Origin of the sequence: Pseudomonas sp. GD03862 (assembly GCF_029840855.1) — a bacterium.
In the GTDB taxonomy this organism is placed as follows: Bacteria; Pseudomonadota; Gammaproteobacteria; order Pseudomonadales; family Pseudomonadaceae; genus Aquipseudomonas; species Aquipseudomonas alloputida.
Genome location: NZ_JAOCDI010000065.1, coordinates 1 through 20,420, shown reverse-complemented (window position 1 = coordinate 20,420; position 20,420 = coordinate 1). Strand labels below are relative to the sequence as shown.

19 protein-coding genes are annotated in these 20,420 nt (G+C 61.7%); 7 read left to right on the top strand and 12 right to left on the bottom strand.

What is annotated here, in order from left to right:
* The 7 genes from N5D53_RS25865 to N5D53_RS25835 all read right to left on the bottom strand — a co-directional run.
* The coding region (locus N5D53_RS25865; RefSeq protein ID WP_279841034.1) for a response regulator at positions 1 to 424 on the bottom strand (424 nt) is incomplete at its 3' end.
* A 162-nt stretch (positions 425 to 586) separates the two neighbouring features.
* Complete coding sequence (gene phoU, locus N5D53_RS25860; protein ID WP_003253329.1) at positions 587 to 1,357, bottom strand: phosphate signaling complex protein PhoU; 771 nt, start codon at positions 1,355 to 1,357, stop codon at positions 587 to 589.
* 101 nt (positions 1,358 to 1,458) lie between these two features.
* The gene (gene pstB / locus N5D53_RS25855) at positions 1,459 to 2,292 is read right to left on the bottom strand and encodes a phosphate ABC transporter ATP-binding protein PstB (protein ID WP_003253327.1); all 834 of its coding nucleotides are present in this window, start codon (positions 2,290 to 2,292) and stop codon (positions 1,459 to 1,461) included.
* 72 nt (positions 2,293 to 2,364) lie between these two features.
* A complete protein-coding gene (gene pstA / locus N5D53_RS25850) occupies positions 2,365 to 3,981 on the bottom strand; it encodes a phosphate ABC transporter permease PstA (RefSeq protein WP_172830966.1) in 1,617 nt (538 codons plus the stop codon).
* Positions 3,982 to 4,052: 71 nt separating this feature from the next.
* Positions 4,053 to 6,341 carry an ABC transporter permease subunit gene (locus tag N5D53_RS25845; RefSeq protein ID WP_104962826.1) on the bottom strand — a complete coding sequence of 763 codons (2,289 nt, stop codon included), beginning with the start codon at positions 6,339 to 6,341 and terminating at the stop codon, positions 4,053 to 4,055.
* A gap of 138 nt (positions 6,342 to 6,479) precedes the next feature.
* Positions 6,480 to 7,478 carry a phosphate ABC transporter substrate-binding protein PstS gene (locus N5D53_RS25840; RefSeq protein ID WP_104962827.1) on the bottom strand — a complete coding sequence of 333 codons (999 nt, stop codon included), beginning with the start codon at positions 7,476 to 7,478 and terminating at the stop codon, positions 6,480 to 6,482.
* A 236-nt stretch (positions 7,479 to 7,714) separates the two neighbouring features.
* On the bottom strand, positions 7,715 to 9,004 hold the full coding sequence (locus tag N5D53_RS25835) for an MFS transporter (RefSeq protein ID WP_104962828.1): 1,290 nt from the start codon (positions 9,002 to 9,004) through the stop codon (positions 7,715 to 7,717).
* Between the two features lie 361 nt (positions 9,005 to 9,365).
* On the opposite strand from N5D53_RS25835, the gene N5D53_RS25830 reads away from it, so the two are divergent.
* Both N5D53_RS25830 and N5D53_RS25825 read left to right on the top strand, forming a co-directional pair.
* Positions 9,366 to 9,764 carry an acyl-CoA thioesterase gene (locus tag N5D53_RS25830; protein WP_003253317.1) on the top strand — a complete coding sequence of 133 codons (399 nt, stop codon included), beginning with the start codon at positions 9,366 to 9,368 and terminating at the stop codon, positions 9,762 to 9,764.
* Between the two features lie 71 nt (positions 9,765 to 9,835).
* Positions 9,836 to 10,732, top strand: a complete 897-nt coding sequence (locus tag N5D53_RS25825; RefSeq protein WP_010955822.1) for a D-hexose-6-phosphate mutarotase — start codon at positions 9,836 to 9,838, stop codon at positions 10,730 to 10,732.
* 123 nt (positions 10,733 to 10,855) lie between these two features.
* Here N5D53_RS25825 and N5D53_RS25820 read toward each other — a convergent pair whose 3' ends face one another.
* The 4 genes from N5D53_RS25820 to purE form a co-directional block, all read right to left on the bottom strand.
* Positions 10,856 to 11,389: a DUF3299 domain-containing protein gene (locus tag N5D53_RS25820; protein ID WP_162497233.1), complete on the bottom strand. Its 534-nt coding sequence runs from the start codon at positions 11,387 to 11,389 to the stop codon at positions 10,856 to 10,858.
* Positions 11,390 to 11,437: 48 nt separating this feature from the next.
* Positions 11,438 to 11,683: a GlsB/YeaQ/YmgE family stress response membrane protein gene (locus tag N5D53_RS25815; protein ID WP_003253308.1), complete on the bottom strand. Its 246-nt coding sequence runs from the start codon at positions 11,681 to 11,683 to the stop codon at positions 11,438 to 11,440.
* A 108-nt stretch (positions 11,684 to 11,791) separates the two neighbouring features.
* A complete protein-coding gene (locus N5D53_RS25810; protein ID WP_104962829.1) occupies positions 11,792 to 12,874 on the bottom strand; it encodes a 5-(carboxyamino)imidazole ribonucleotide synthase in 1,083 nt (360 codons plus the stop codon).
* 10 nt (positions 12,875 to 12,884) lie between these two features.
* Entirely contained in the window at positions 12,885 to 13,376 is a 492-nt protein-coding gene (gene purE, locus N5D53_RS25805) for a 5-(carboxyamino)imidazole ribonucleotide mutase (RefSeq protein WP_003253304.1), read from the bottom strand.
* 269 nt (positions 13,377 to 13,645) lie between these two features.
* On the opposite strand from purE, the gene N5D53_RS25800 reads away from it, so the two are divergent.
* Entirely contained in the window at positions 13,646 to 14,272 is a 627-nt protein-coding gene (locus N5D53_RS25800; protein ID WP_104962830.1) for a zinc-dependent metalloprotease family protein, read from the top strand.
* Here N5D53_RS25800 and N5D53_RS25795 read toward each other — a convergent pair.
* A complete protein-coding gene (locus N5D53_RS25795) occupies positions 14,264 to 15,181 on the bottom strand; it encodes a LysR substrate-binding domain-containing protein (RefSeq protein WP_010955826.1) in 918 nt (305 codons plus the stop codon). The two genes, N5D53_RS25800 and N5D53_RS25795, sit on opposite strands and share 9 nt — an antisense overlap.
* Before the next feature lie 182 nt (positions 15,182 to 15,363).
* Here N5D53_RS25795 and aspA point away from each other — a divergent pair, with 182 nt between their 5' ends.
* From aspA to N5D53_RS25775, 4 genes are all read left to right on the top strand, one after another.
* Complete coding sequence (aspA, locus tag N5D53_RS25790) at positions 15,364 to 16,788, top strand: aspartate ammonia-lyase (protein WP_029380744.1); 1,425 nt, start codon at positions 15,364 to 15,366, stop codon at positions 16,786 to 16,788.
* A gap of 229 nt (positions 16,789 to 17,017) precedes the next feature.
* Positions 17,018 to 18,010, top strand: a complete 993-nt coding sequence (locus N5D53_RS25785; RefSeq protein ID WP_003253295.1) for an AraC family transcriptional regulator — start codon at positions 17,018 to 17,020, stop codon at positions 18,008 to 18,010.
* 295 nt (positions 18,011 to 18,305) lie between these two features.
* Positions 18,306 to 19,349: a histone deacetylase family protein gene (locus N5D53_RS25780; protein ID WP_104962831.1), complete on the top strand. Its 1,044-nt coding sequence runs from the start codon at positions 18,306 to 18,308 to the stop codon at positions 19,347 to 19,349.
* Positions 19,349 to 20,420: polyamine ABC transporter substrate-binding protein (locus N5D53_RS25775; RefSeq protein WP_279841032.1), on the top strand; the 1,072-nt coding region annotated here is incomplete at its 3' end. The genes N5D53_RS25780 and N5D53_RS25775, both read left to right, overlap by 1 nt.

Sequence of the window (20,420 nt, the reverse complement as noted above, 5' to 3'; positions counted from 1 at the left end):
GGTTGGCTCGCGCCGGGCCGATGGCCATCAGGCTGTCGAGCTTACCGATCTTGGTCAGGGCTTTCTTTACCTTGGTCAGCAGTTGCTCGTTGGTGAACGGCTTGCCTACAAAATCGGAAACACCCGCCTGGATCGCCTGAATGACGTTCTCCTTGTCGCCACGGCTGGTCACCATGATGAACTGCAGGTTCTTCAGTGCAGGCTGCTGACGGCACCAGGTCAGCAATTCCAAGCCAGACATTTCCGGCATTTCCCAGTCGCACAGGACCAGGTCGAACGCTTCCTTGCCGAGCATGGCCATGGCCTTGCGACCGTTGATAGCGTCGTCGATGGCCATACCCGGGAAGGCATTACGCAGACACTTGCGGACCAGATCACGGATAAACGGGGCGTCATCCACGACCAGCACATTCACTTTACTCATCGATACTCCTTTTGAATCCCGACTAGCCTACTGCCAATGATGGCCACTTGCTACAACCTGGTCACGCCGGGACTTCTTCACATCGTTCGCGGGTGCCTGCCGGCTCTCGACCGCAAACGAAAACGCCCGGCCAAGGCCGGGCGTCGATGCTCGGGAGCAACCTTACTTATCGTCAGATTCACCCGGAACATTAGCCTTTTCGCCGTTGGCGACAGCAGTACCCTGCACTTCTGCCGTCATGCGCTTGAGGCCCATGTGGCGCACGTCGGTGCCGCGCACCAGGTAGATCACCAGTTCGGAGATGTTGCGCGCATGGTCGCCAATACGCTCCAGCGAGCGCAGCACCCAGATCACGCTCAGCACCCGCGAGATAGAGCGCGGGTCTTCCATCATGTAGGTCACCAGCTCACGCAGCGCGGTCTTGTATTCGCGGTCGATGGTCTTGTCGTACTGGGCCACCGACAGCGCCAGGTCGGCGTCGAAGCGGGCAAAGGCGTCCAGCGCATCCCGGACCATGTTGCGCACCTGGTCGCCAATGTGGCGAACTTCGACATAACCACGCGGCGACTCGCCCTCTTCGCACAGCTGGATGGCGCGGCGGGCGATCTTGGTCGACTCGTCACCGATGCGTTCCAGGTCGATCACCGACTTGGAAATGCTGATGATCAGGCGCAGGTCCGAGGCCGCTGGCTGGCGGCGGGCGAGGATGCGCAAGCACTCCTCGTCGATGTTGCGCTCCATCTGGTTGATCTGCTCGTCAACCTCGCGTACCTGCTGGGCCAGGCCAGAGTCGGCTTCGATCAGCGCGGTAACCGCGTCGTTGACCTGCTTTTCCACCAGCCCGCCCATGGCCAGCAGGTGGCTGCGCACCTCTTCGAGCTCGGCGTTGAACTGCTGGGAAATGTGATGGGTAAGGCTTTCTTTGTTGATCATCGTTTTGTCCTTTGGTAGCGCGGCCCTGTAGGAGCGGGTTCACCCGCGAACACCGGCAACGCCGGTGCCAGACACCGAGGTGCCTGTTTCGCGAGCGGCGCTTAGCCGTAGCGACCGGTGATGTAGTCTTCCGTCTGCTTCTTCGCCGGGTTGGTGAACAGGGTATCGGTATCACCGAATTCGACCAATTTGCCCATGTACATGAACGCGGTGTAATCCGAAACACGCGCCGCTTGCTGCATGTTGTGGGTCACGATGACGATGGTGTACTTGGATTTCAATTCATAGATCAGTTCTTCGACCTTCAAGGTCGAGATCGGGTCCAGCGCCGAGCAGGGTTCGTCAAGCAGCAGCACCTCCGGCTCAACGGCAATGGTGCGGGCGATGACCAGACGCTGCTGCTGGCCACCGGACAGGCCCAGCGCCGACTCGTGCAGGCGGTCCTTGACCTCGTCCCACAAGGCCGCGCCCTTCAACGCCCACTCGACGGCTTCATCGAGCACGCGCTTCTTGTTGATGCCCTGGATGCGCAGGCCGTAGACCACGTTCTCGTAGATGGTCTTGGGGAACGGGTTCGGCTTCTGGAACACCATGCCCACACGCCGGCGCAGTTCGGCAACGTCTTCGCCCTTGCGGTAGATATTGTTGCCGTACAGGTTGATGGCACCTTCCACACGGCAACCGTCAACCAGGTCGTTCATCCGGTTGAAGGTGCGCAGCAGGGTCGACTTGCCGCAGCCGGATGGGCCGATGAAGGCGGTCACGCGCTGCTTCGGGATGTTCATCTGCACGTCGAACAGCGCTTGCTTGTCGCCATAGAACAGGCTCAGGCCTGGCACTTCGATGGCCACGGTTTCTTCAGCCATCCGCAGGCTCTGCTTGTTGCGGCCCAGGGCAGACATGTCGATGCCATGGGTGTGGGAATCTTGCTGCATGGTCAACTCCATACGCTATCAAGTCGTTTCAAAGGGCCGCCCGGCTTACGGGCGGCACGCTTGCAATCAGGGTCAGCCGTCCAGCGCCTTGTACTTCTCGCGCAGGTGGTTGCGAATCCACACGGCAGAGAGGTTGAGGGTCGCGATCACCAGCACCAGCAGCAGCGCAGTGGCATAAACCAGCGGCCGCGCGGCTTCGACGTTCGGGCTCTGGAAGCCGACGTCATAGATGTGGAAGCCCAGGTGCATGATCTTCTGGTCCAGGTGCAGGTACGGGTAGTTTCCATCCACCGGCAGCGACGGCGCCAGCTTCACCACACCTACCAGCATCAGCGGCGCCACTTCGCCGGCGGCACGGGCCACGGCGAGGATCATGCCGGTCATCATGGCCGGGCTGGCCATGGGCAGGACGATTTTCCACAGGGTCTCGGCCTTGGTTGCGCCCAACGCCAGCGAGCCTTCACGCACGGTGCGCGGGATTCGCGCCAGGCCTTCTTCGGTGGCCACGATCACCACCGGCACCGCCAGCAATGCCAGGGTCAGCGATGCCCACAGCAGGCCCGGGGTACCCAGGGTCGGCGCCGGCAACGCTTCGGGGAAGAACAGGCGGTCGATCGAGCCGCCCAGCACATAGACGAAGAAGCCCAGACCGAACACACCGTAGACGATCGCAGGAACACCGGCCAGGTTGTTCACCGCAATGCGGATAAGCCGGGTGACCGGGCCCTGCCTGGCGTATTCACGCAGGTACACGGCAGCCAGCACGCCGAACGGGGTAACGATCACGGCCATGATCAGGGTCATCATCACGGTACCGAAGATGGCCGGGAAGATACCGCCCTCGGTGTTGGCTTCACGCGGGTCGTCGCTGAGGAACTCCCAGACCTTGCCGAAGTAGGTGCCCAACTTGGTGAAGGCCGACATGCCGTTCGGCTGGACGGCATGCACTACTTTGCTCAGGTTGATTTCCACTTCACGGCCGTTGCCATCCCGGGCCACCAGGCTGTCGCGGGAAAAAGCCTGGTGCAGGCCGGTCAGGCGGTCTTCGATAGCCTTGTAGCGGCTGTTCAGTTCGGCACGGTCGGCGTCCATGTCGGCCTGGGCGGCGGCGTCCAGCTTGCCGTCCAGCTCCAGCTTGCGCGCTTGCAGGCGCAGGCGCTCAAGGCCATGGTTGATGGCACCGATGTCCTTTTTCTCCAGCTGCTGCAGCTCGCTGTTGAGCTGGTTGGCTCGCTTGAGGCGGGCCTGCAGTTCGTTCCAGGCAGCCGGGCCTTCAGCAACCACGCGGCCTTGTTCCTTGACGCTGACCAGGTAGCCATAGAAGTTGCCCCACTCGCGGCGCTCAAGGGCCATCAGGTCAGCCGGGCGCTGTTCGTCGACCAGCCAGTCGCCGACCACCCAGGTAAAGTCGCTGCCGTTGAGGTCGCGGTTACCCACCTTGATCAGCTCGCGGGTCATGAACTCCGGGCCCTGGTCAGGCACTGGCAGGCCAGCCCCCTTCAGACGAGCACGGGGTACTTCCTCCTTCTGCACCACTTCGCCAATGACGACGTGATCGGCCTGGCCTGGCACCTTGTAGGTGGCCTGGACAAGATCGGCTGGCCAGAAGTGGCCCAGGCCGCGCACGGCGATCACCGCCAGCAGGCCGACGGTCATGATCACGGCCATGGCCACCGCGCCGCCGCTCATCCAGACGCCTGGGGCGCCGCTCTTGAACCAGCCTTTGAGGGAATCCTTTTTCACGGATCGCTACCTTTCTATCAAAGCGACGAGTATTTCTTGCGCAGACGCTGGCGAATCAGCTCGGCCAAGGTGTTCATGATGAAGGTGAACATCAGCAGCACCAGGGCGGCCAGGAACAGCACGCGATAGTGGCTGCCACCGACTTCCGATTCCGGCATTTCCACAGCCACGTTGGCGGCCAGGGTGCGCATGCCCTCGAACAGGTTCATCTCCATCACCGGCGTGTTGCCGGTAGCCATCAGCACGATCATGGTCTCGCCTACCGCACGGCCCATGCCGATCATCAACGCCGAGAAGATGCCCGGGCTGGCGGTGAGGATGACCACGCGGGTCAGGGTCTGCCAAGGCGTCGCCCCCAGTGCCAGCGAGCCCAGGGTCAGACTGCGCGGCACACTGAACACGGCATCTTCGGCAATCGAGTAGATGTTCGGGATGACCGCGAAGCCCATGGCGATACCGACTACCAGGGCGTTGCGCTGGTCGTAGGTGATGCCTAAATCGTTGGTGATCCACAGGCGCATGTCGCCGCCGAAGAACCAGCTTTCCAGGTGCGGGCTCATGGTCAGGGCGAACCAGCCAGTGAACAGGATGACCGGAATCAGGATCGCCGCTTCCCAACCATCCGGTACACGCAGGCGGATCGACTCCGGCAACCGGCTCCAGAAGAAGCCGGCCAGCAGGATACCGATCGGCATCAGCAGGAACAGGCTGAACACACCGGGCAGGTGGCCTTCCAGGTACGGGGCCAGGAACAGGCCGGCGAAGAAGCCGAGGATCACCGTCGGCATCGCTTCCATCAGCTCGATCACCGGCTTGACCTTGCGGCGCATGCGCGGGGCCATGAAGTAGGCGGTGTAGATGGCTGCGGCAATGGCCAGCGGGGCGGCCAGGATCATGGCGTAGAACGCGGCCTTCAGGGTTCCGAAGGTCAGCGGCGACAGGCTCAGTTTGGGCTCGAAGTCAGTGTTTGACGCGGTCGATTGCCAGACGTATTTCGGCTCGTCGTAGTTCTCGTACCACACCTTGCCCCACAGCGCGCTGAACGAAACTTCCGGGTGCGGGTTGCGCAGGCTCAACGGCAACAACTTGCCGCCTTCTTCGATGATGATGCGGTTGGCGCGTGGCGACAGGGCCAGCGTGCCAGGGCCTTCGGCAGCCGGCTCTACCAGCAGGGTTCGGTGTGCAGTGCTGTGGAACACGCCCAGTTTGCCTTCGGCATCCAGGGCGATGAAGCCCTTGCGACGCTCTTCGGCGTCGATCTGCACGATCGGCGCCTTGCCCATCTGGAAGGTACGGATCTGCTTGAAGCGCGATTCGCCATCCGGGTCGCGGGCCATGAACCACTGGGCCAGCCCCCCCTTGGAGTCACCGATGATCAGCGAAATGCCGCCAACCAGCTGGGCCGTGGCAGTGATGTCGGTGTCGGCGCTATCAGACAACTTGTAACGGCCGTTGAGGCTCTTGTCGCGCAGGCTGAACACGTCGGCCGTGGCACGGCCGTTGATCACGTACAGCCAGTGCTGGCGCGGGTCGATGAAGATATTCTTCACCGTCTCGGTCATTTGCGGCAGTTCGATGCGGTTCTGCTCGGTGGTGACCTCTTCGGTCATCATGTTTTCCGTGCGGGTCAGCTCGACCACCTGCAGATGAGCACCGGTAGAGCCGGCAAGCAGCAGGGTGTCGCCATTGACGTTGACGCTGACGTGGTCCAGCGCACGCCCCTGCTCGTCAAGCACGAACGATTGCTCGCCGTACGGGTAGTCGATGCCAGGGCTGATGGTTTTCTTGTTGTCCGGGTAGGTGATCTTGTAGGTGTGCTGGAAAACCAGCGCCTGGCCATTGGACAGGCCCAGCACCACCAGCGCGCTGCCCGGCTGGTCAGTACTGATGGACGTGACCTGGGTGTCTGCCGGCACGGGTAGCTCGACACGCTTGAGTTCGTTACCGGTCTTGGTATCGAAGAACAATGCCTGGCCCTTGTCCGAAACACGCATCCCCACCTGATTCTGCTCTTCAAGCGCGATCATCAGTGGCTTACCGGCATCCTGCTGCAGCCAGGTCGGCTCCAGGGCTTTCTTGCTGGTCAGCTCGGCGCCCTGGAACAGTGGCAGCACCACATAAGCCAGGTAGAAGAAGATCAACGTGATTGCCGCCAATACGGCAAGCCCGCCTACCAGCACATACCAGCGGGTCAGGCGGTCCTTGAGCGCGCGCATGCGGCGCTTGCGTTGCAACTCGGGCGTATTGAAATCAATGCGCACGGGCTGGGAGTTTTGGGTCATGTTGGAATTGGCCAGATCATTCATGCGCACACCCTAGCGGTCCCGTGTGACAAAAACATTACAAAGTGGTGACGCGCGAAAGCCCGCCGCACAGGGGACCTGGCTTCGGACTGGAAATTCGTGGAAGAGGCCGGGCAGTGGCACCGGCCTCTTCTTAATTACTTACTTCTTTGCAACGTTACCGGTGTGCGACAGGCCCAGGTCAGCCAAGGTCTTGTCGACGACTTTGGCCGGCAGCGGGATGTAGCCATCCTTCACCACCACCTGCTGGCCCGCTTGCGACAGCACCAGCTTGACGAACTCGGCTTCCAGCGGGGCCAGAGGCTTGTTCGGCGCCTTGTTGACGTAGACGTACAGGAAGCGCGACAGCGGGTAGGTGCCATTCAGGGCGTTGGCTTCGTTGTCTTCAACAAACTCACCGCCGTCTTTCTTGGCCAGGGGTACGGTCTTGACGCTGGCGGTCTTGTAACCAATACCCGAGTAGCCGATGCCGTTCAGCGAGGAGCTGATCGACTGCACGACCGAAGCCGAGCCAGGCTGTTCGTTGACGTTAGGCTTGAAGTCGCCTTTGCACAGGGCTTCTTCCTTGAAGTAGCCGTAGGTGCCCGATACCGAGTTGCGGCCGAACAGCTGGATTGGCTTGTTGGCCAGGTCGCCGGTCACACCGACGTCGCCCCAGGTCTTGATGTCGGCCTTGCCACCGCACAGGCGAGTGGAGGAGAAGATGGCGTCGACCTGAGCCATGGTCAGGCCCTTGATTGGGTTGTCCTTGTGCACGAACACGGCCAGGGCGTCGACGGCGACCGGGATGGCGGTCGGCTTGTAGCCGTACTTCTGCTCGAAGGCTTGCAGCTCGACGTCCTTCATCTTGCGGCTCATCGGGCCGAGGTTGGCGGTGCCTTCGGTCAGCGCGGGTGGCGCGGTAGAGGAGCCGGCAGCCTGGATCTGGATGTTTACGTTCGGATATTCCTTCTTGTAGGCCTCAGCCCACAGAGTCATGAGGTTCGCGAGGGTGTCGGAACCAACGCTGGAGAGGTTGCCCGAAACACCAGTGGTCTTGGTGTAGGTCGGGATCGCAGGATCGACAGCGGCTACCGCGTTGGCGGTTGCAACGCCAGCGGCGGCAAAGGTAAGGGCCGCCATCAAACGCTTCAGTTTCATGCCTTGCTCCTAGCAGGAATATTGGGGTGTTGGATGGAACGGGCCCAAGTATCGGCAGGCCGCATGAATACGATATGACTTCATTGTGACAATTGGATGAAAGGCCATCACTGGAAGCAGGTCTGGCCTCTTCGCGGCTAAAGCCGCTCCTACAGGTTCGGTGTCGGCCTTGAGGCTTGTGCAAAACCCTGTAGGAGCGGCTTTAGCCGCGAAGAGGCCAGTAGCCGTAGCGCAGATCAGCGCTTGTTGGCGAGCAGGTACAGGCCCACGGCCAGACCAACGGCGCACAGGCCTGCCACGTAGTAGGCAGGCGCCATCGGGCTCACCTTCAGCAGTGCGGTCACCACCATCGGCGTCAGCCCGCCAAAGATGGCGTAGGCCACGTTGTACGAGAACGACAACCCGCTGAAACGCACCACCGCCGGGAACGCCTTGACCATGACATAAGGCACTGCGCCAATCACGCCCACGCACAGGCCGGTCACGGCATACAGCGGGAACAGCAACTCGGGACGGGTCGGCAGGCTGTGGTAGAAGCCCCAGGAGCTGGCCAGCAAAAGCAGGCTGCCGATCACGAACACCCGGCCCGCACCATAGCGGTCGGCCAGGCTGCCGGCACCAATACAGCCGAAGCTGAGCAACACGATGGCCAGGCTGTTGGCCTTGAGCGAGTCGGTCGGGCTGATGTGGTAGATGCTCTGCAGCAGCGCCGGGGTCATCAGGATGACCACTACGATGCCGGCCGAAAGCATCCAGGTCAGCAGCATCGACAGGATGATCGGACCACGGTGGTCACGCAGCACGGCGCGCAGTGGCAACTCCTCGGCCAGTGCCTTGCGTTGCTGCATTTCGGCGAACACCGGGGTTTCGTGCAGCCAGCGGCGCAGGTACACCGAGAACAGGCCGAACACACCGCCAAGCAGGAACGGGATACGCCAGGCGTAGTCAGCCACTTCTTCCGCGCTGTACACGCTGTTGATCAAGGTCGCTACCAGCGAGCCCAGCAGAATGCCGGCGGTCAGGCCGGCGGTCAGGGTGCCGCAGGCATAGCCGGTGTTGCGAGCCGGCACGTGTTCAGAGACGAACACCCATGCGCCCGGTACTTCGCCGCCGATTGCCGCGCCCTGGATCACGCGCATCAGCAACAGCAGGATCGGGGCCCACATGCCGATCTGCGCATACGTCGGCAGCAGGCCCATGATCAGGGTCGGCAGGGCCATCATGAAGATGCTCAGGGTGAACATCTTCTTGCGCCCGAGCAAGTCGCCGAAGTGGGCCATGATGATGCCGCCCAGCGGCCGCGCCAGGTAGCCGGCGGCGAAGATACCGAACGTTTGCATCAGCCGCAGCCATTCGGGCATGTCGGCCGGGAAGAACAACTTGCCCACCACCGTGGCGAAGAACACGAAGATGATGAAATCGTAGAACTCCAGCGCACCGCCCAGGGCGGACAGTGAGAGGGTCTTGTAGTCGCTGCGGGTCAGCGGCCGCGAGGGCTGCTCGATACTGCTGGGCACGGAAGTCATCGCTCGTTGTTCTCTTTGTAGGGCATGCAGGCCGCTTGGCGCGCGGCTTCTGGATTGGAGACAGGCGAAGATAGCAAATTGCCGAGCTACGCCGAAAGCGATACAAAATCCACACAGATATTCGTGAATGCGCGGTCGTCGCTGGCCGTTATGCCCTATATACTGGCAATTCGTAGGATTATGTTGCTCCTAACGTGGGATGTTGTGCGAAAACGCCGGTCACTATTGTCAGGCGGTTTCGCAGAGTTTCCCTACGGCCGCCCAGTGAAACGACATCGGCGTAGTATGTTTCAAGCTGAATCGTTTACCCGGCCTTTGCGCCACACCAACGAAAAGCGTCACGGGTCAGAGGCCCCATCGCATGATTGAGCTCGAACAAGAAGATCCAATCCCGCAAGGCGACCTGGCCTTGCAAATCACCGCATTGCCGCGAGAAACCAACGGGTTTGGCGATATTTTCGGCGGTTGGCTGGTTGCGCAGATGGACCTGGCAGGCACGGCCATGGCCAGCCGTGTCGCCGGCGGCCGCGTAGCCACCGTCGCCATCGACCGTATGGCCTTCCTGGTGCCCGTCGCGGTCGGCGCACAGCTGTCTTTCTATACCCAGACCCTGGAAATCGGCCGCAGCTCGATCCAGATGATGGTCGAGGTGTGGAGCGACGACCCGCTGTCCAGCGAATGGCGCAAGGTCACCGAAGCGGTATTCGTCTTCGTCGCCATTGACGGCAGTGGTCGTACCCGCTCGGTGCCTCGTCGCTGAGCCACGCTGGCGGTAAACTCATTGCATCTGCCCGGGTCCAAGGCCCACTGGCAATCAATGAGAAGAACGCAATGGCTACCTTTCAGGTCGTAACCGAGCAACATGGCGAACTCAACTGCTGGCGTATCAGCAGTGACCGTGCCGAACTCCTGATCGCCCAGCAGGGCGCACAGGTCCTCAGCTACCAGCAGGTAGGCGAACCGCCGCTGCTGTGGCTGAGCGACCAGGCCATCTTCCGCCAGGGCAAGTCGGTACGCGCCGGGGTACCGGTGTGCTGGCCATGGTTTGGCAACCTGCAGCGCAACCCTCAGGCCGTCCAGGCCATGTACCAGGGAACACCGGCGCCTGCCCACGGGCTTGCGCGCACGCGTGACTGGCAATTGCTGGGTATCGAGGAAGTGGGCGAAACCCTGCGGATCGAGTTCGAACTGCCTGAAGCGCAGGGCGACCTGCCCGGTTGGCCCCATGATGTCGAGCTGAAACTGGTGGTGGAGATGGGCGCAGAGCTGAAACTGAGCCTGACCAGCCGCAACATGGGCAATACCCCCGTGACCATCAGCCAGGCCCTGCATAGCTACTTCGCGGTCAGCGATGTGCGCCAGGCGCGGGTCGAGGGCGTCGACGGGCTGGGTTATATCGAAACCCTGGCGGGCTGGGAACAGCGCCAGCAGCAGGGGGCACTGACGTTTGCCGGGGAGACGGACCGGATCTACCTGAACACCCCGCAGACCCTCAGCATCGTCGACCCGCATTGGAATCGGCGGATTACCTTGACCAGCAGCGGCTCGCGCTCGGCGGTGATCTGGAACCCGTGGACCGAGCGGGCCAAGGAGCTGGCGGACATGGCTGACGATGGATGGCAGCGAATGCTGTGCATCGAGACAGCGAATGTGTGGGATGACCTGGTGGAGTTGAAGCCTGGGGCGAGTCATTCGCTGGGCGTCCAGATCGGTTGTGAAAATATCTGAGCCCAGCACTTTTGTTGCCGGCCTCTTCGCGGGCTTGCCCGCTCCCACAGGTAACCCACAATTTTCGAGGCTTGTGGAGAACCTGTGGGAGCGGGCAAGCCCGCGAAGAGGCCGGGGCAATTATCAAAGGTCTGCGTCTTCCACCACCCTCACCTTGTTTGCATCCAGCGCATAGGCCGCATCGGCCAGGTCATTGCTGACCTTCTCCACCTTCAGCTTGCCGCTGACCCACAGCGGTGTGTAGATGTCGTCGATCTTCAACCCTTTCGGGTAGCGCACAAGCACCAGCTGGTTCGGCGGCGGTGGCGGCACATGGATGCACGCACCCGGGTACGGCACCAGGAAGAACAACGTGCTGTTGCCCTTGGCGTCACTCTCCAGCGGCACAGGGTAGCCACCCAGGCGGATGTCCTTGCCATTCATGGCCGCAACGGTCTTGGTCGAGTACATCACCGCAGGCAGGCCCTTGCTCTGCTTGAGGCCACCCTTGGCGGTAAAGGTGCCCATGGCTTCCGGCGAGTTGTGGTCGATTTCAGGCATTTGTTCAAGCGCCTTCTGGTCCGACTTGGGCATCAGCTCCAGCCAGTCGGTTTCGGGCAGTTCGGCATGGGCCAGGGTACTGGCCAACAGCAAGGGGACGAGGAAAAAGGCACGCATGAAAATGCTCGGCAACTCGAATGAATTGCCGAGCATTCTAACCAGTAATCAGCGTTTCTTGATGAATCCGTAGATCACCAGCAGCACCACGGCACCGACCAGCGCGCCAAGGAAGCCCGCCGCTTGCCCAGCCTGGTATATACCCAGCGCCTGGCCGCCATAAGTAGCCAACAAGGAGCCGGCAATACCCAGCAGGATGGTCATGATCCAGCCCATGCTGTCATCGCCCGGCTTGATGAAGCGGGCCAGCAGGCCGACGATGAGGCCGATGAAGATGGTTCCAATGATACCCATGGCAATCCCTCTGCAGTGAAGTTGGAACAAGCCAAAGCCTAGACGGGCTTCGGCTTGTTGCCACATTCAGAGGGCATGCCGCTTGCAGAAGTTCGATTCGAAGCCCGATCAGTTGCTGATCAGCGCCTCTACTTCGGCAATCTTGCGCTCGAGGGTGGCCATGTCAGGGCAGCGCAGGGTGGCGTGTCCTACCTTGCGGCCAACCTTGAAGGCCTTGCCGTAGTGGTGCAGGTGGCAGTCCCCGATGGCGACAACCTTGTCTACGGCCGGCACTTCACCGATGAAGTTGAGCATCGCGCTCTCGCCCACCTTGGCGGTCGAGCCAAGTGGCAGGCCGGCCACGGCACGCAGATGGTTCTCGAACTGGCTGCACTCGGCGCCTTCGATGGTCCAGTGCCCGGAGTTGTGCACGCGCGGGGCGATTTCGTTGGCCTTCAAGCCACCGTCAACTTCGAAGAACTCGAAGGCCATCACGCCAACGTAATCCAGCTTCTGCAACACGCGGCCGACGTAATCTTCGGCCAGAGCCTGCAGCGGGTGTGCCTGGCTGGCCACCGACAAGCGCAGGATGCCGCTCTCGTGGGTGTTGTGCACCAGCGGGTAGTAGCGGGTTTCGCCATCGCGGCCACGTACAGCCACCAGCGACACTTCGCCAGTGAACGGCACGAAGCCTTCCAGCAGGCATGGCACGCTGCCCAGCTCGGCGAAGGTACCCACCACGTCCTCTGGCGTGCGCAGCACCTTCTGGCCCTTGCCGTCGTAACCCAGGGTGCGGGTTTTCAGCACGGCCGGCAGGCCGATGCTGGCCACTGCGGCGTCCAGATCGGCCTGCGAGAGGATGTCGGCGAAGGCCGGGGTGGGGATGCCCAGGTCGCGGAACATGCTCTTTTCGAACAGGCGGTCACGAGCGATGCGCAGCGATTCGGCGCTGGGGTATACCGGCACGAACTGCGAGAGGAAGGCCACGGTCTCGGCCGGGACGCTTTCGAACTCGAAGGTGACCAGGTCGACTTCGTCGGCCAGCTGACGCAGGTGGTCCTGATCGCCATAGTCGGCACGCAGGTGCTCGCCCAGGGGCGCAGCGCAGGCGTCCGGTGCCGGGTCGAGGAAGGCGAAGTTCATGCCCAGCGGGGTACCCGCCAGGGCCAGCATGCGGCCCAGCTGGCCGCCACCGATTACACCGATCTTCATGGGTTGAGCCTCAAGCCTGGCGCGGGTCTGGGTTGTCCAGCACGGTGTCGGTCTGTTCCGTGCGGAACTGCTTCAACGCCGCGTGGTACTGCGGGTACTTGGCGCCCAGAATGCTGGCCGACAACAGGGCAGCGTTGACCGCACCGGCACGGCCGATGGCCAGGGTGGCAACCGGCACACCGGCTGGCATCTGCACGATCGACAGCAGCGAATCGACGCCCGACAGCATCGACGACTGCACCGGCACGCCCAGCACCGGCAGGTGGGTCTTGGCGGCGCACATGCCTGGCAGGTGGGCTGCGCCACCGGCACCGGCGATGATCACCTCGATGCCACGGCCCTCAGCCTCCTCGGCATACTGGAACAGCAGATCCGGGGTGCGGTGGGCGGAAACCACCTTCACTTCGTAGGGAATGCCGAGTTTTTCCAGCATATCGGCGGTGTGGCTAAGGGTGGACCAATCGGACTTGGAGCCCATGATCACGCCAACCAGTGCACTCATCGTCGAGCCTCTCCTGCAAGCGCCTTCTGGCGCGCTAAAAGCAACAAGCCACGCAGGTGGGCCGGCGTGGCTTGTCATACGGATTCTGAATCGACCAGGTCGGCCGAAGGCGCGGGATTGTAACGTATTTAAAGGCTGGCCGCCCACCCCTACAAGCACATGCCGGATCAAAGGGCAAGCTGTCTCGTGGGACAACTTTTTCCTGCTGCCTCGGGGTCGACGAGTGCTGCACGCTCGCAGCCCTTCCTCGAGCACTTTGGTGTGTCTACATGAAAACTCCATGCTTCTTCGCACTTTCGTTTGGCCTGGTATTCAGCGTGCAATTGCCGAGTGCTTCGGCAGCCCACGCGCTCACCGTCACCGTCTATGTGCACGACGACCTGGCCGATATGCACGACGGGCAATTGAACGAAGACTTCTTCCAGCATTGGCTGAACGAAATGCGCCGTTTCAGCCAACACCCCATCGAAGTGATATTTCAACGCAATGTAAAACACATAACCGATATTGCTTATGCAGGAATGCCGTCCGAAAAGCTCCTGGACGCTTTCAGCCAGCAGGTGTACGCACAAAAGCGACACCGACTCTACTCTCTCATGGATAAACATCTCCTGCTCACCCGCAACAGCTACGATCATAGCGGCCTGAACTACAACGCCGGCTTGGCCTATTTCAAGCAGAAAACGGCCATTGCCTCTGTGGCCGCATACGGTGCTGCAGCTCATGAAATTGGCCATCTGCTAGGCGCCACCCATGAAGACGCCGAACTGAAGTTCAATGGCTGGGTGTGTGAAACGTACACGCACCCCCGTGTACCAGCACGCTCCAACTGCTACCGCTACAGCGACAGGAATCGTGCAAATATCACTGAATACCTGAAGGACAATTCAAAGTGACGCTTCACCTTGTGCTCCAGACGACTCCAGCTTGCGCCATAGCAAGCGGACGTTAGCCTTACGCACCAGCGCGCAGCGGTACAGGCGGATTTCCAGCGGCACATGCCATTGGCTACCGCCGCAGATCGCCAGTTCACCGCGTTCGAGCTCGCCACGCATGGACAGACGCGGCACCCAAGCGATGCCCATCCCTTCCAGGGCCATGCTCTTGAGGCTGTCGGCCATGGCGGTTTCATAGACGGTGGTATACCGCAGGTTGCGCTGGCGCAGCAGTAGGTTGACCGAGCGACCGAGGAATGCGCCGGCGGTGTAGGCCAACAATGGCACGCTGCCCTCACCTTCGAGGTCGAACAACGGCTTGCCATCGGCATCCACAGCGCACACCGGCAGCATTTCAGTGGTGCCCATGTGCAGCGACGGGAAGATCTCGGCATCCATCTGCAAGGCCGCGTCCGGGTCGTAGAACGCCAGCATCAGGTCGCAGCCGCCTTCGCGCAGTGCATGTACGGCATCTCCGACGTTAGTCGCAACCAGGCGGGTGGCGATGTTCAAACCGTCGTTGCGCAACTGGGCCACCCAACGGGGGAAGAACCCCGACGCCAAGGAGTGTGCCGCAGCCACCTGCACCACTTCGCCCTGCCCGCCTTCCAGGTGATGCAAATGGCGGAGAATTTCGCTCAACTGGTCGACAACAGTACGTGCTGTGACGAGAAACAGCTGACCAGCCTCGGTCAGCTCGATGGGTGTGCGAGAGCGGTTCACCAGTTGCAGGCCCAACGCCGCCTCAAGGCTGCGAATGCGCCGGCTGAAGGCCGGTTGGGTCACGAAACGCCGCTCTGCGGCCTGGGAAAAACTGCGGGTAGCGGCCAGAGCACTGAAGTCTTCCAGCCATTTGCTTTCAAGGTTCACGAAGCACATCTCCCGGCGCGCACCAAAATGGAACACGCTCGAATATCAATTGGCGTCACATGAAACACTATGCCGTTTGTGCATAGGTTAGCGTGCAATAGCATTGGCCGCGAAAACACCTTCAGGCCTAGGATTGGCGCCATTCCGGCATGTGCCGGGTCAAAATCGAGATGATATACATCATGTCCTCTGCTGCATCGTTCCGCGTCGAAAAAGACTTGTTGGGTACCCTTGAAGTTCCTGCAGATGCCTACTACGGCATCCAGACCCTGCGCGCTGCCAACAACTTCCACCTCTCCGGTGTTCCGCTGTCGCACTACCCCAAGCTTGTCGTGGCCCTGGCCATGGTCAAGCAGGCCGCTGCCGACGCCAACCGTGAGCTGGGTCACCTGAGCGATGCCAAGCACGCTGCCATTTCCGCAGCCTGCGCCCGCCTGATCAAAGGCGATTTCCACGACCAGTTCGTGGTAGACATGATCCAAGGCGGTGCTGGTACTTCTACCAACATGAACGCCAACGAAGTCATTGCCAACGTTGCGCTGGAGGCCATGGGCCACCAGAAGGGTGAGTACCAGTACCTGCACCCTAACAACGACGTGAACATGGCGCAGTCGACCAACGACGCCTACCCGACCGCAATCCGCCTGGGCCTGCTGCTGGGCCACGACGCGCTGCTGGCCAGCCTTGATAGCCTGATCCAGGCCTTCGCTGCCAAGGGTAAAGAATTCGACCACGTACTGAAGATGGGCCGTACCCAGCTGCAGGACGCCGTACCGATGACCCTGGGCCAGGAATTCCGCGCCTTCGCCACCACCATGACTGAAGACCTGCAGCGCCTGCGCTCGCTGGCTCCGGAACTGCTGACCGAAATCAACCTGGGCGGTACCGCCATCGGTACTGGCATCAACGCCGACCCTGGCTACCAGGCCTTGGCCGTACAGCGCCTGGCCACCATCAGCGGCCACCCGCTGGTACCGGCTGCCGACCTGATCGAAGCCACCTCCGACATGGGCGCCTTCGTGCTGTTCTCCGGCATGCTCAAGCGCACCGCGGTCAAGCTGTCGAAGATCTGCAACGACCTGCGCCTGCTGTCCAGCGGCCCGCGCACCGGCATCAACGAGATCAACCTGCCAGCGCGTCAGCCAGGCAGCTCGATCATGCCAGGCAAGGTCAACCCGGTTATTCCAGAAGCTGTGAACCAAGTGGCCTTTGCCATCATGGGCAACGACCTGGCCCTGACCGTCGCCGCCGAAGGTGGCCAGCTGCAGCTGAACGTAATGGAGCCGCTGATCGCCTACAAGATCTTCGACTCGATCCGCCTGCTGCAACGCGCCATGGATATGCTGCGCGAGCACTGCATCGTCGGCATCACCGCCAACGAACAGCGCTGCCGTGAACTGGTCGAGCACTCGATCGGCCTGGTTACCGCACTGAACCCGTACATCGGCTACGAGAACGCCACCCGTATCGCCCGCGTTGCCCTGGAAAGCGGCCGCGGCGTACTGGAACTGGTGCGCGAAGAGAAGCTGCTGGACGACGCGATGCTCGACGACATCCTGCGTCCGGAAAACATGATCGCTCCACGTCTGGTTCCGCTGAAGGCGTAATCAGGCCGCTGTAAACAGTCTCACCAGGTCGAGGGACTAGACACCTCTCAACCTTTCCAAGGCCCGAGCGCTTGCTTCGGGCCTTTTTTTTGCCTGAAGGTTTTAGAGGGCGCTTTGCAGGCCTTTGCGACACCCGGCGCGCCGGCAGGGTATGTGGTTTGCCTGCAGCCTCGGATATCGGCACACAACTTGCTCCATAATGCATCCCAGTCCAACGGGATTACCCAGCATGCTGCACAGCCACCTGACCACCCTCAACGCAGTTTCGCTGATCCTCAACGTCTTCCAGGCAGACGGTTGCGAGGCGTCGGCGTTGCTGGCCGGCAGCGGCATTGGCCCGGCAGACCTGGGGCATGCCGATGCGCGCATCACCACCCAGCAGGAGCTGCAGGTTTGCGCCAATGCTGTGGCCCGGCGCGAGGACATTGGCCTGGAACTGGGCCAGCGCATGCGCGTGTCGTGCTACGGCATGCTCGGTTACGCGCTGCTCTCCAGTGCCACTTTGGGTGACGCCCTACGCCTGGCGCTGCAGTATCCGGCACTGCTGGGAACAGTTTTCAAGCTGCGCTTGCTCGACGACGGCCAACGTGTCTGGTTCAGCGCCAGCGATTACCAGGACAGCCCGGCGCTGAGCGCTTTCAACGCCGAGTTCTGCCTGGTGTCGCTGAAAGTCATCTGTGACGACCTGCTTGGCCGGCCGTTGCCGCTGCTTGGCGCACGCTTCGAACACCCTCGCCCTGGTTACCACGCCCTCTATGCCGAAGCGTTTCAATGCCCGATCGGTTTCGCCGCCGAGGACAATGCCTTTGCCTTCGAACGGCGATGGCTGGATATGCCGCTGCCGCTGGCCGACCCGATTACTCACAAAGCCATGAGCGAGCGCTGCCGGCGCCTGAACCTTGAATTCACCGGTCGCCAGGCATGGCTGGGACGGATTCGCCAGCTGCTGGCGCAGCAACTGGACGCAGCGCCCGGGCTGGAAGGGCTTGCGCGGCAGATGAACTGCTCTTCGCGCACCCTGCGCCGGCATTTGCAGGCGCTGGGCAGCAGTTATCAACAGCTGCTGGACGAGCTGAGGTTCGAGCGGGCCAAGCAGTTGCTGGCCGATGAACAGATGCCGATCTACCGGATTGCGGAGACTTTGGGGTTCAGTGAGACGGCCAGTTTTCGGCATGCCTTCCAGCGCTGGAGTGGCGTGGCGCCCAGCCATTTTCGTGGTTGACCTGTTCTGGCCTCTTCGCGGGTAAACCCGCTCCTACAGGGGTGTCACAACCCCTGACGCCCTGGTGGCCATTGTAGGAGCGGGTTCACCCGCGAAAGGGCCGGGCCTGCCTGCCAATGCCCAAAGGCCGTTCACGGTTGCCGCCGCTGCCTTACCCGCGAAAAGGCCGGATAGGTCACCACCCATCCGGCCAAAGACCTTGGCCATATCGATCCCCTTTTGGCCGTTTGCGTCGTTCTCCCCTGCTGATCAGCCCATGACAATGGACCCACGCCAGTCCCACCGGAGAACAACAATGCTGACGATCTATTCCGATGACCACCGCCTGCACCACGGCCGCTGCGAGCTGATCGATGGCAAGCTGATGCCCTGTTTCGAAATGCCTTCGCGCGCCGACCATGTGCTCGACCAGGTGAAAAAACGCAACCTCGGCGACATCCAGGGCCCGACCGACTTCGGCCGTGCGCCGTTGCTGCGCATCCACAGCGCCGATTACCTGGATTTCTTCGAAGGCGCCTGGGCCCGCTGGGCTGCACAGGGCCACGAGGGTGACCTGCTGCCCTTCACCTGGCCGGCCCGCACACTGCGCCAGGTCAAGCCGACCGGCCTGCATGGCGAACTGGGTTACTACAGTTTCGATGCCGGCGCCCCCATCACCGCGGGTACCTGGCAGGCGGCCTACAGTGCTGCGCAAGTTGCCCTGACCGCCCAGGCAGCAATTCAGCAAGGCGCCCATGCCGCGTTCGCCCTGTGCCGTCCGCCAGGGCACCACGCTGCCGGCGAAGTGATGGGCGGCTACTGCTATCTGAATAATGCCGCCATCGCCGCCCAGGCCTTCCTCGACCAAGGCCGACGCAAGGTCGCCATCCTTGACGTCGACTACCACCACGGCAACGGTACCCAGGACATCTTCTACAACCGCGACGACGTGTTCTTCGCCTCGATCCACGGCGACCCGCAGGACGAATTCCCATTCTTCCTCGGCTATGCCGATGAAACCGGCGAAGGCGCAGGCCAGGGCTACAACATCAACTACCCCTTGCCCGCCGGTAGCGACTGGGCCGCCTGGAGCGCAGCCCTGGAGGATGCCTGCAAGCGCATCGCCAGCTATGACGCCGACGTGCTGGTCATCTCCCTGGGTGTGGACACCTTCAAGGACGACCCCATCTCGCAGTTCAAGCTGGACAGCCCGGATTACCTGGAAATGGGCAAGCGCATCGGCCAACTCGGCAAGCCGACCCTGTTCGTGATGGAAGGCGGCTACGCTGTGGAAGAAATCGGCATCAACGCGGTCAATGTGCTGGAAGGCTTCCAGCGCGCCCAGTCAGGAGCCCGATAATGGTCCGACTCAAACGTCTGCTCGCCCCGTTCATCGCTGCCACCCTGTTCGCAGGCGCCCTGCATGCGCAAGCCGAGCAGCGCACCCTGCGTGTATATAACTGGTTCGATTACATCACCCCGCAGACCTTGACTGCCTTCCAGAAGGACAGCGGCGTGAAGCTGGTGTACGACATCTTCGACACCAACGAGGCGCTGGAAGCCAAGCTGCTGACCGGCAACTCCGGCTATGACGTGGTAGTACCGTCCAACGTGTTCCTCGCCAAGCAGATCGAAGCCGGGGTGTTCCAGCCGCTGGATCGCAGCAAGCTGCCGAACTGGCAACACCTGGACCCGGCACTGATGAAGCTGATCGAAGCTAACGACCCGGGCAACAAGTTTGCCGTGCCGTATATGTACGGCACCGTGCTGATCGGCTTCAACCCGGCCAAGGTCAAGGCTGCACTCGGCGACAACGCGCCGGTGGACAGCTGGGACCTGATCTTCAAGGAAGAGAACATCGCCAAGCTCAAGCAGTGCGGCGTGGCCCTGCTCGACTCGCCGTCGGAGATTCTACCGCTGGCCCTGCAGTACCTGGGCTTGCCGCCGAACAGCGACAAACCGGCGGACTACAAGAAGGCCGAGGAACTGATGCTGAAGATTCGTCCGCATATCACCTACTTCCACTCCTCAAAGTACATGGCAGACATCGCCAATGGCGACATCTGTGTGGCAGTGGGCTACAGCGGCAGCTTCTCGCAGGCAGCCAACCGCGCCCGTGAGGCGAACAACGGCGTGGTGGTGGACATGCGCCTGCCCAAGGAAGGCGCGCCGATCTGGTTCGACATGCTGGCGATTCCAAAGGGTGCAGCAAACCCGGAGGATGCGCATACGTTCATCAATTACCTGCTGCGGCCGGAGGTGATTGCGCCGATCAGCGACTTCGTGGGGTATCCGAACCCGAACAAGGATGCGACCGACAAGGTGAATCCGACGATTCGCAACAACCCCAACCTGTATCCGACGGCAGAGGCGATGGCCAAGCTGTATACCCTCAAGCCTTTGACGCGAAATGCCGAACGGGCCAGGACCC

Coding starts and splice junctions, on each gene's coding strand:
- N5D53_RS25825 (WP_010955822.1), top strand. CDS start 9,836: ATGGCTACCTTTCAGGTCGTAACCGAGCAACATGGCGAACTCAACTGC.
- pstA (WP_172830966.1), bottom strand. CDS start 3,981: ATGAGCGGCGGCGCGGTGGCCATGGCCGTGATCATGACCGTCGGCCTG.
- aspA (WP_029380744.1), top strand. CDS start 15,364: ATGTCCTCTGCTGCATCGTTCCGCGTCGAAAAAGACTTGTTGGGTACC.
- N5D53_RS25820 (WP_162497233.1), bottom strand. CDS start 11,389: ATGCGTGCCTTTTTCCTCGTCCCCTTGCTGTTGGCCAGTACCCTGGCC.
- N5D53_RS25840 (WP_104962827.1), bottom strand. CDS start 7,478: ATGAAACTGAAGCGTTTGATGGCGGCCCTTACCTTTGCCGCCGCTGGC.
- phoU (WP_003253329.1), bottom strand. CDS start 1,357: ATGATCAACAAAGAAAGCCTTACCCATCACATTTCCCAGCAGTTCAAC.
- N5D53_RS25830 (WP_003253317.1), top strand. CDS start 9,366: ATGATTGAGCTCGAACAAGAAGATCCAATCCCGCAAGGCGACCTGGCC.
- N5D53_RS25810 (WP_104962829.1), bottom strand. CDS start 12,874: ATGAAGATCGGTGTAATCGGTGGCGGCCAGCTGGGCCGCATGCTGGCC.
- purE (WP_003253304.1), bottom strand. CDS start 13,376: ATGAGTGCACTGGTTGGCGTGATCATGGGCTCCAAGTCCGATTGGTCC.
- N5D53_RS25815 (WP_003253308.1), bottom strand. CDS start 11,683: ATGGGTATCATTGGAACCATCTTCATCGGCCTCATCGTCGGCCTGCTG.
- N5D53_RS25845 (WP_104962826.1), bottom strand. CDS start 6,341: ATGAATGATCTGGCCAATTCCAACATGACCCAAAACTCCCAGCCCGTG.
- N5D53_RS25780 (WP_104962831.1), top strand. CDS start 18,306: ATGCTGACGATCTATTCCGATGACCACCGCCTGCACCACGGCCGCTGC.
- pstB (WP_003253327.1), bottom strand. CDS start 2,292: ATGCAGCAAGATTCCCACACCCATGGCATCGACATGTCTGCCCTGGGC.
- N5D53_RS25785 (WP_003253295.1), top strand. CDS start 17,018: ATGCTGCACAGCCACCTGACCACCCTCAACGCAGTTTCGCTGATCCTC.
- N5D53_RS25800 (WP_104962830.1), top strand. CDS start 13,646: ATGAAAACTCCATGCTTCTTCGCACTTTCGTTTGGCCTGGTATTCAGC.
- N5D53_RS25835 (WP_104962828.1), bottom strand. CDS start 9,004: ATGACTTCCGTGCCCAGCAGTATCGAGCAGCCCTCGCGGCCGCTGACC.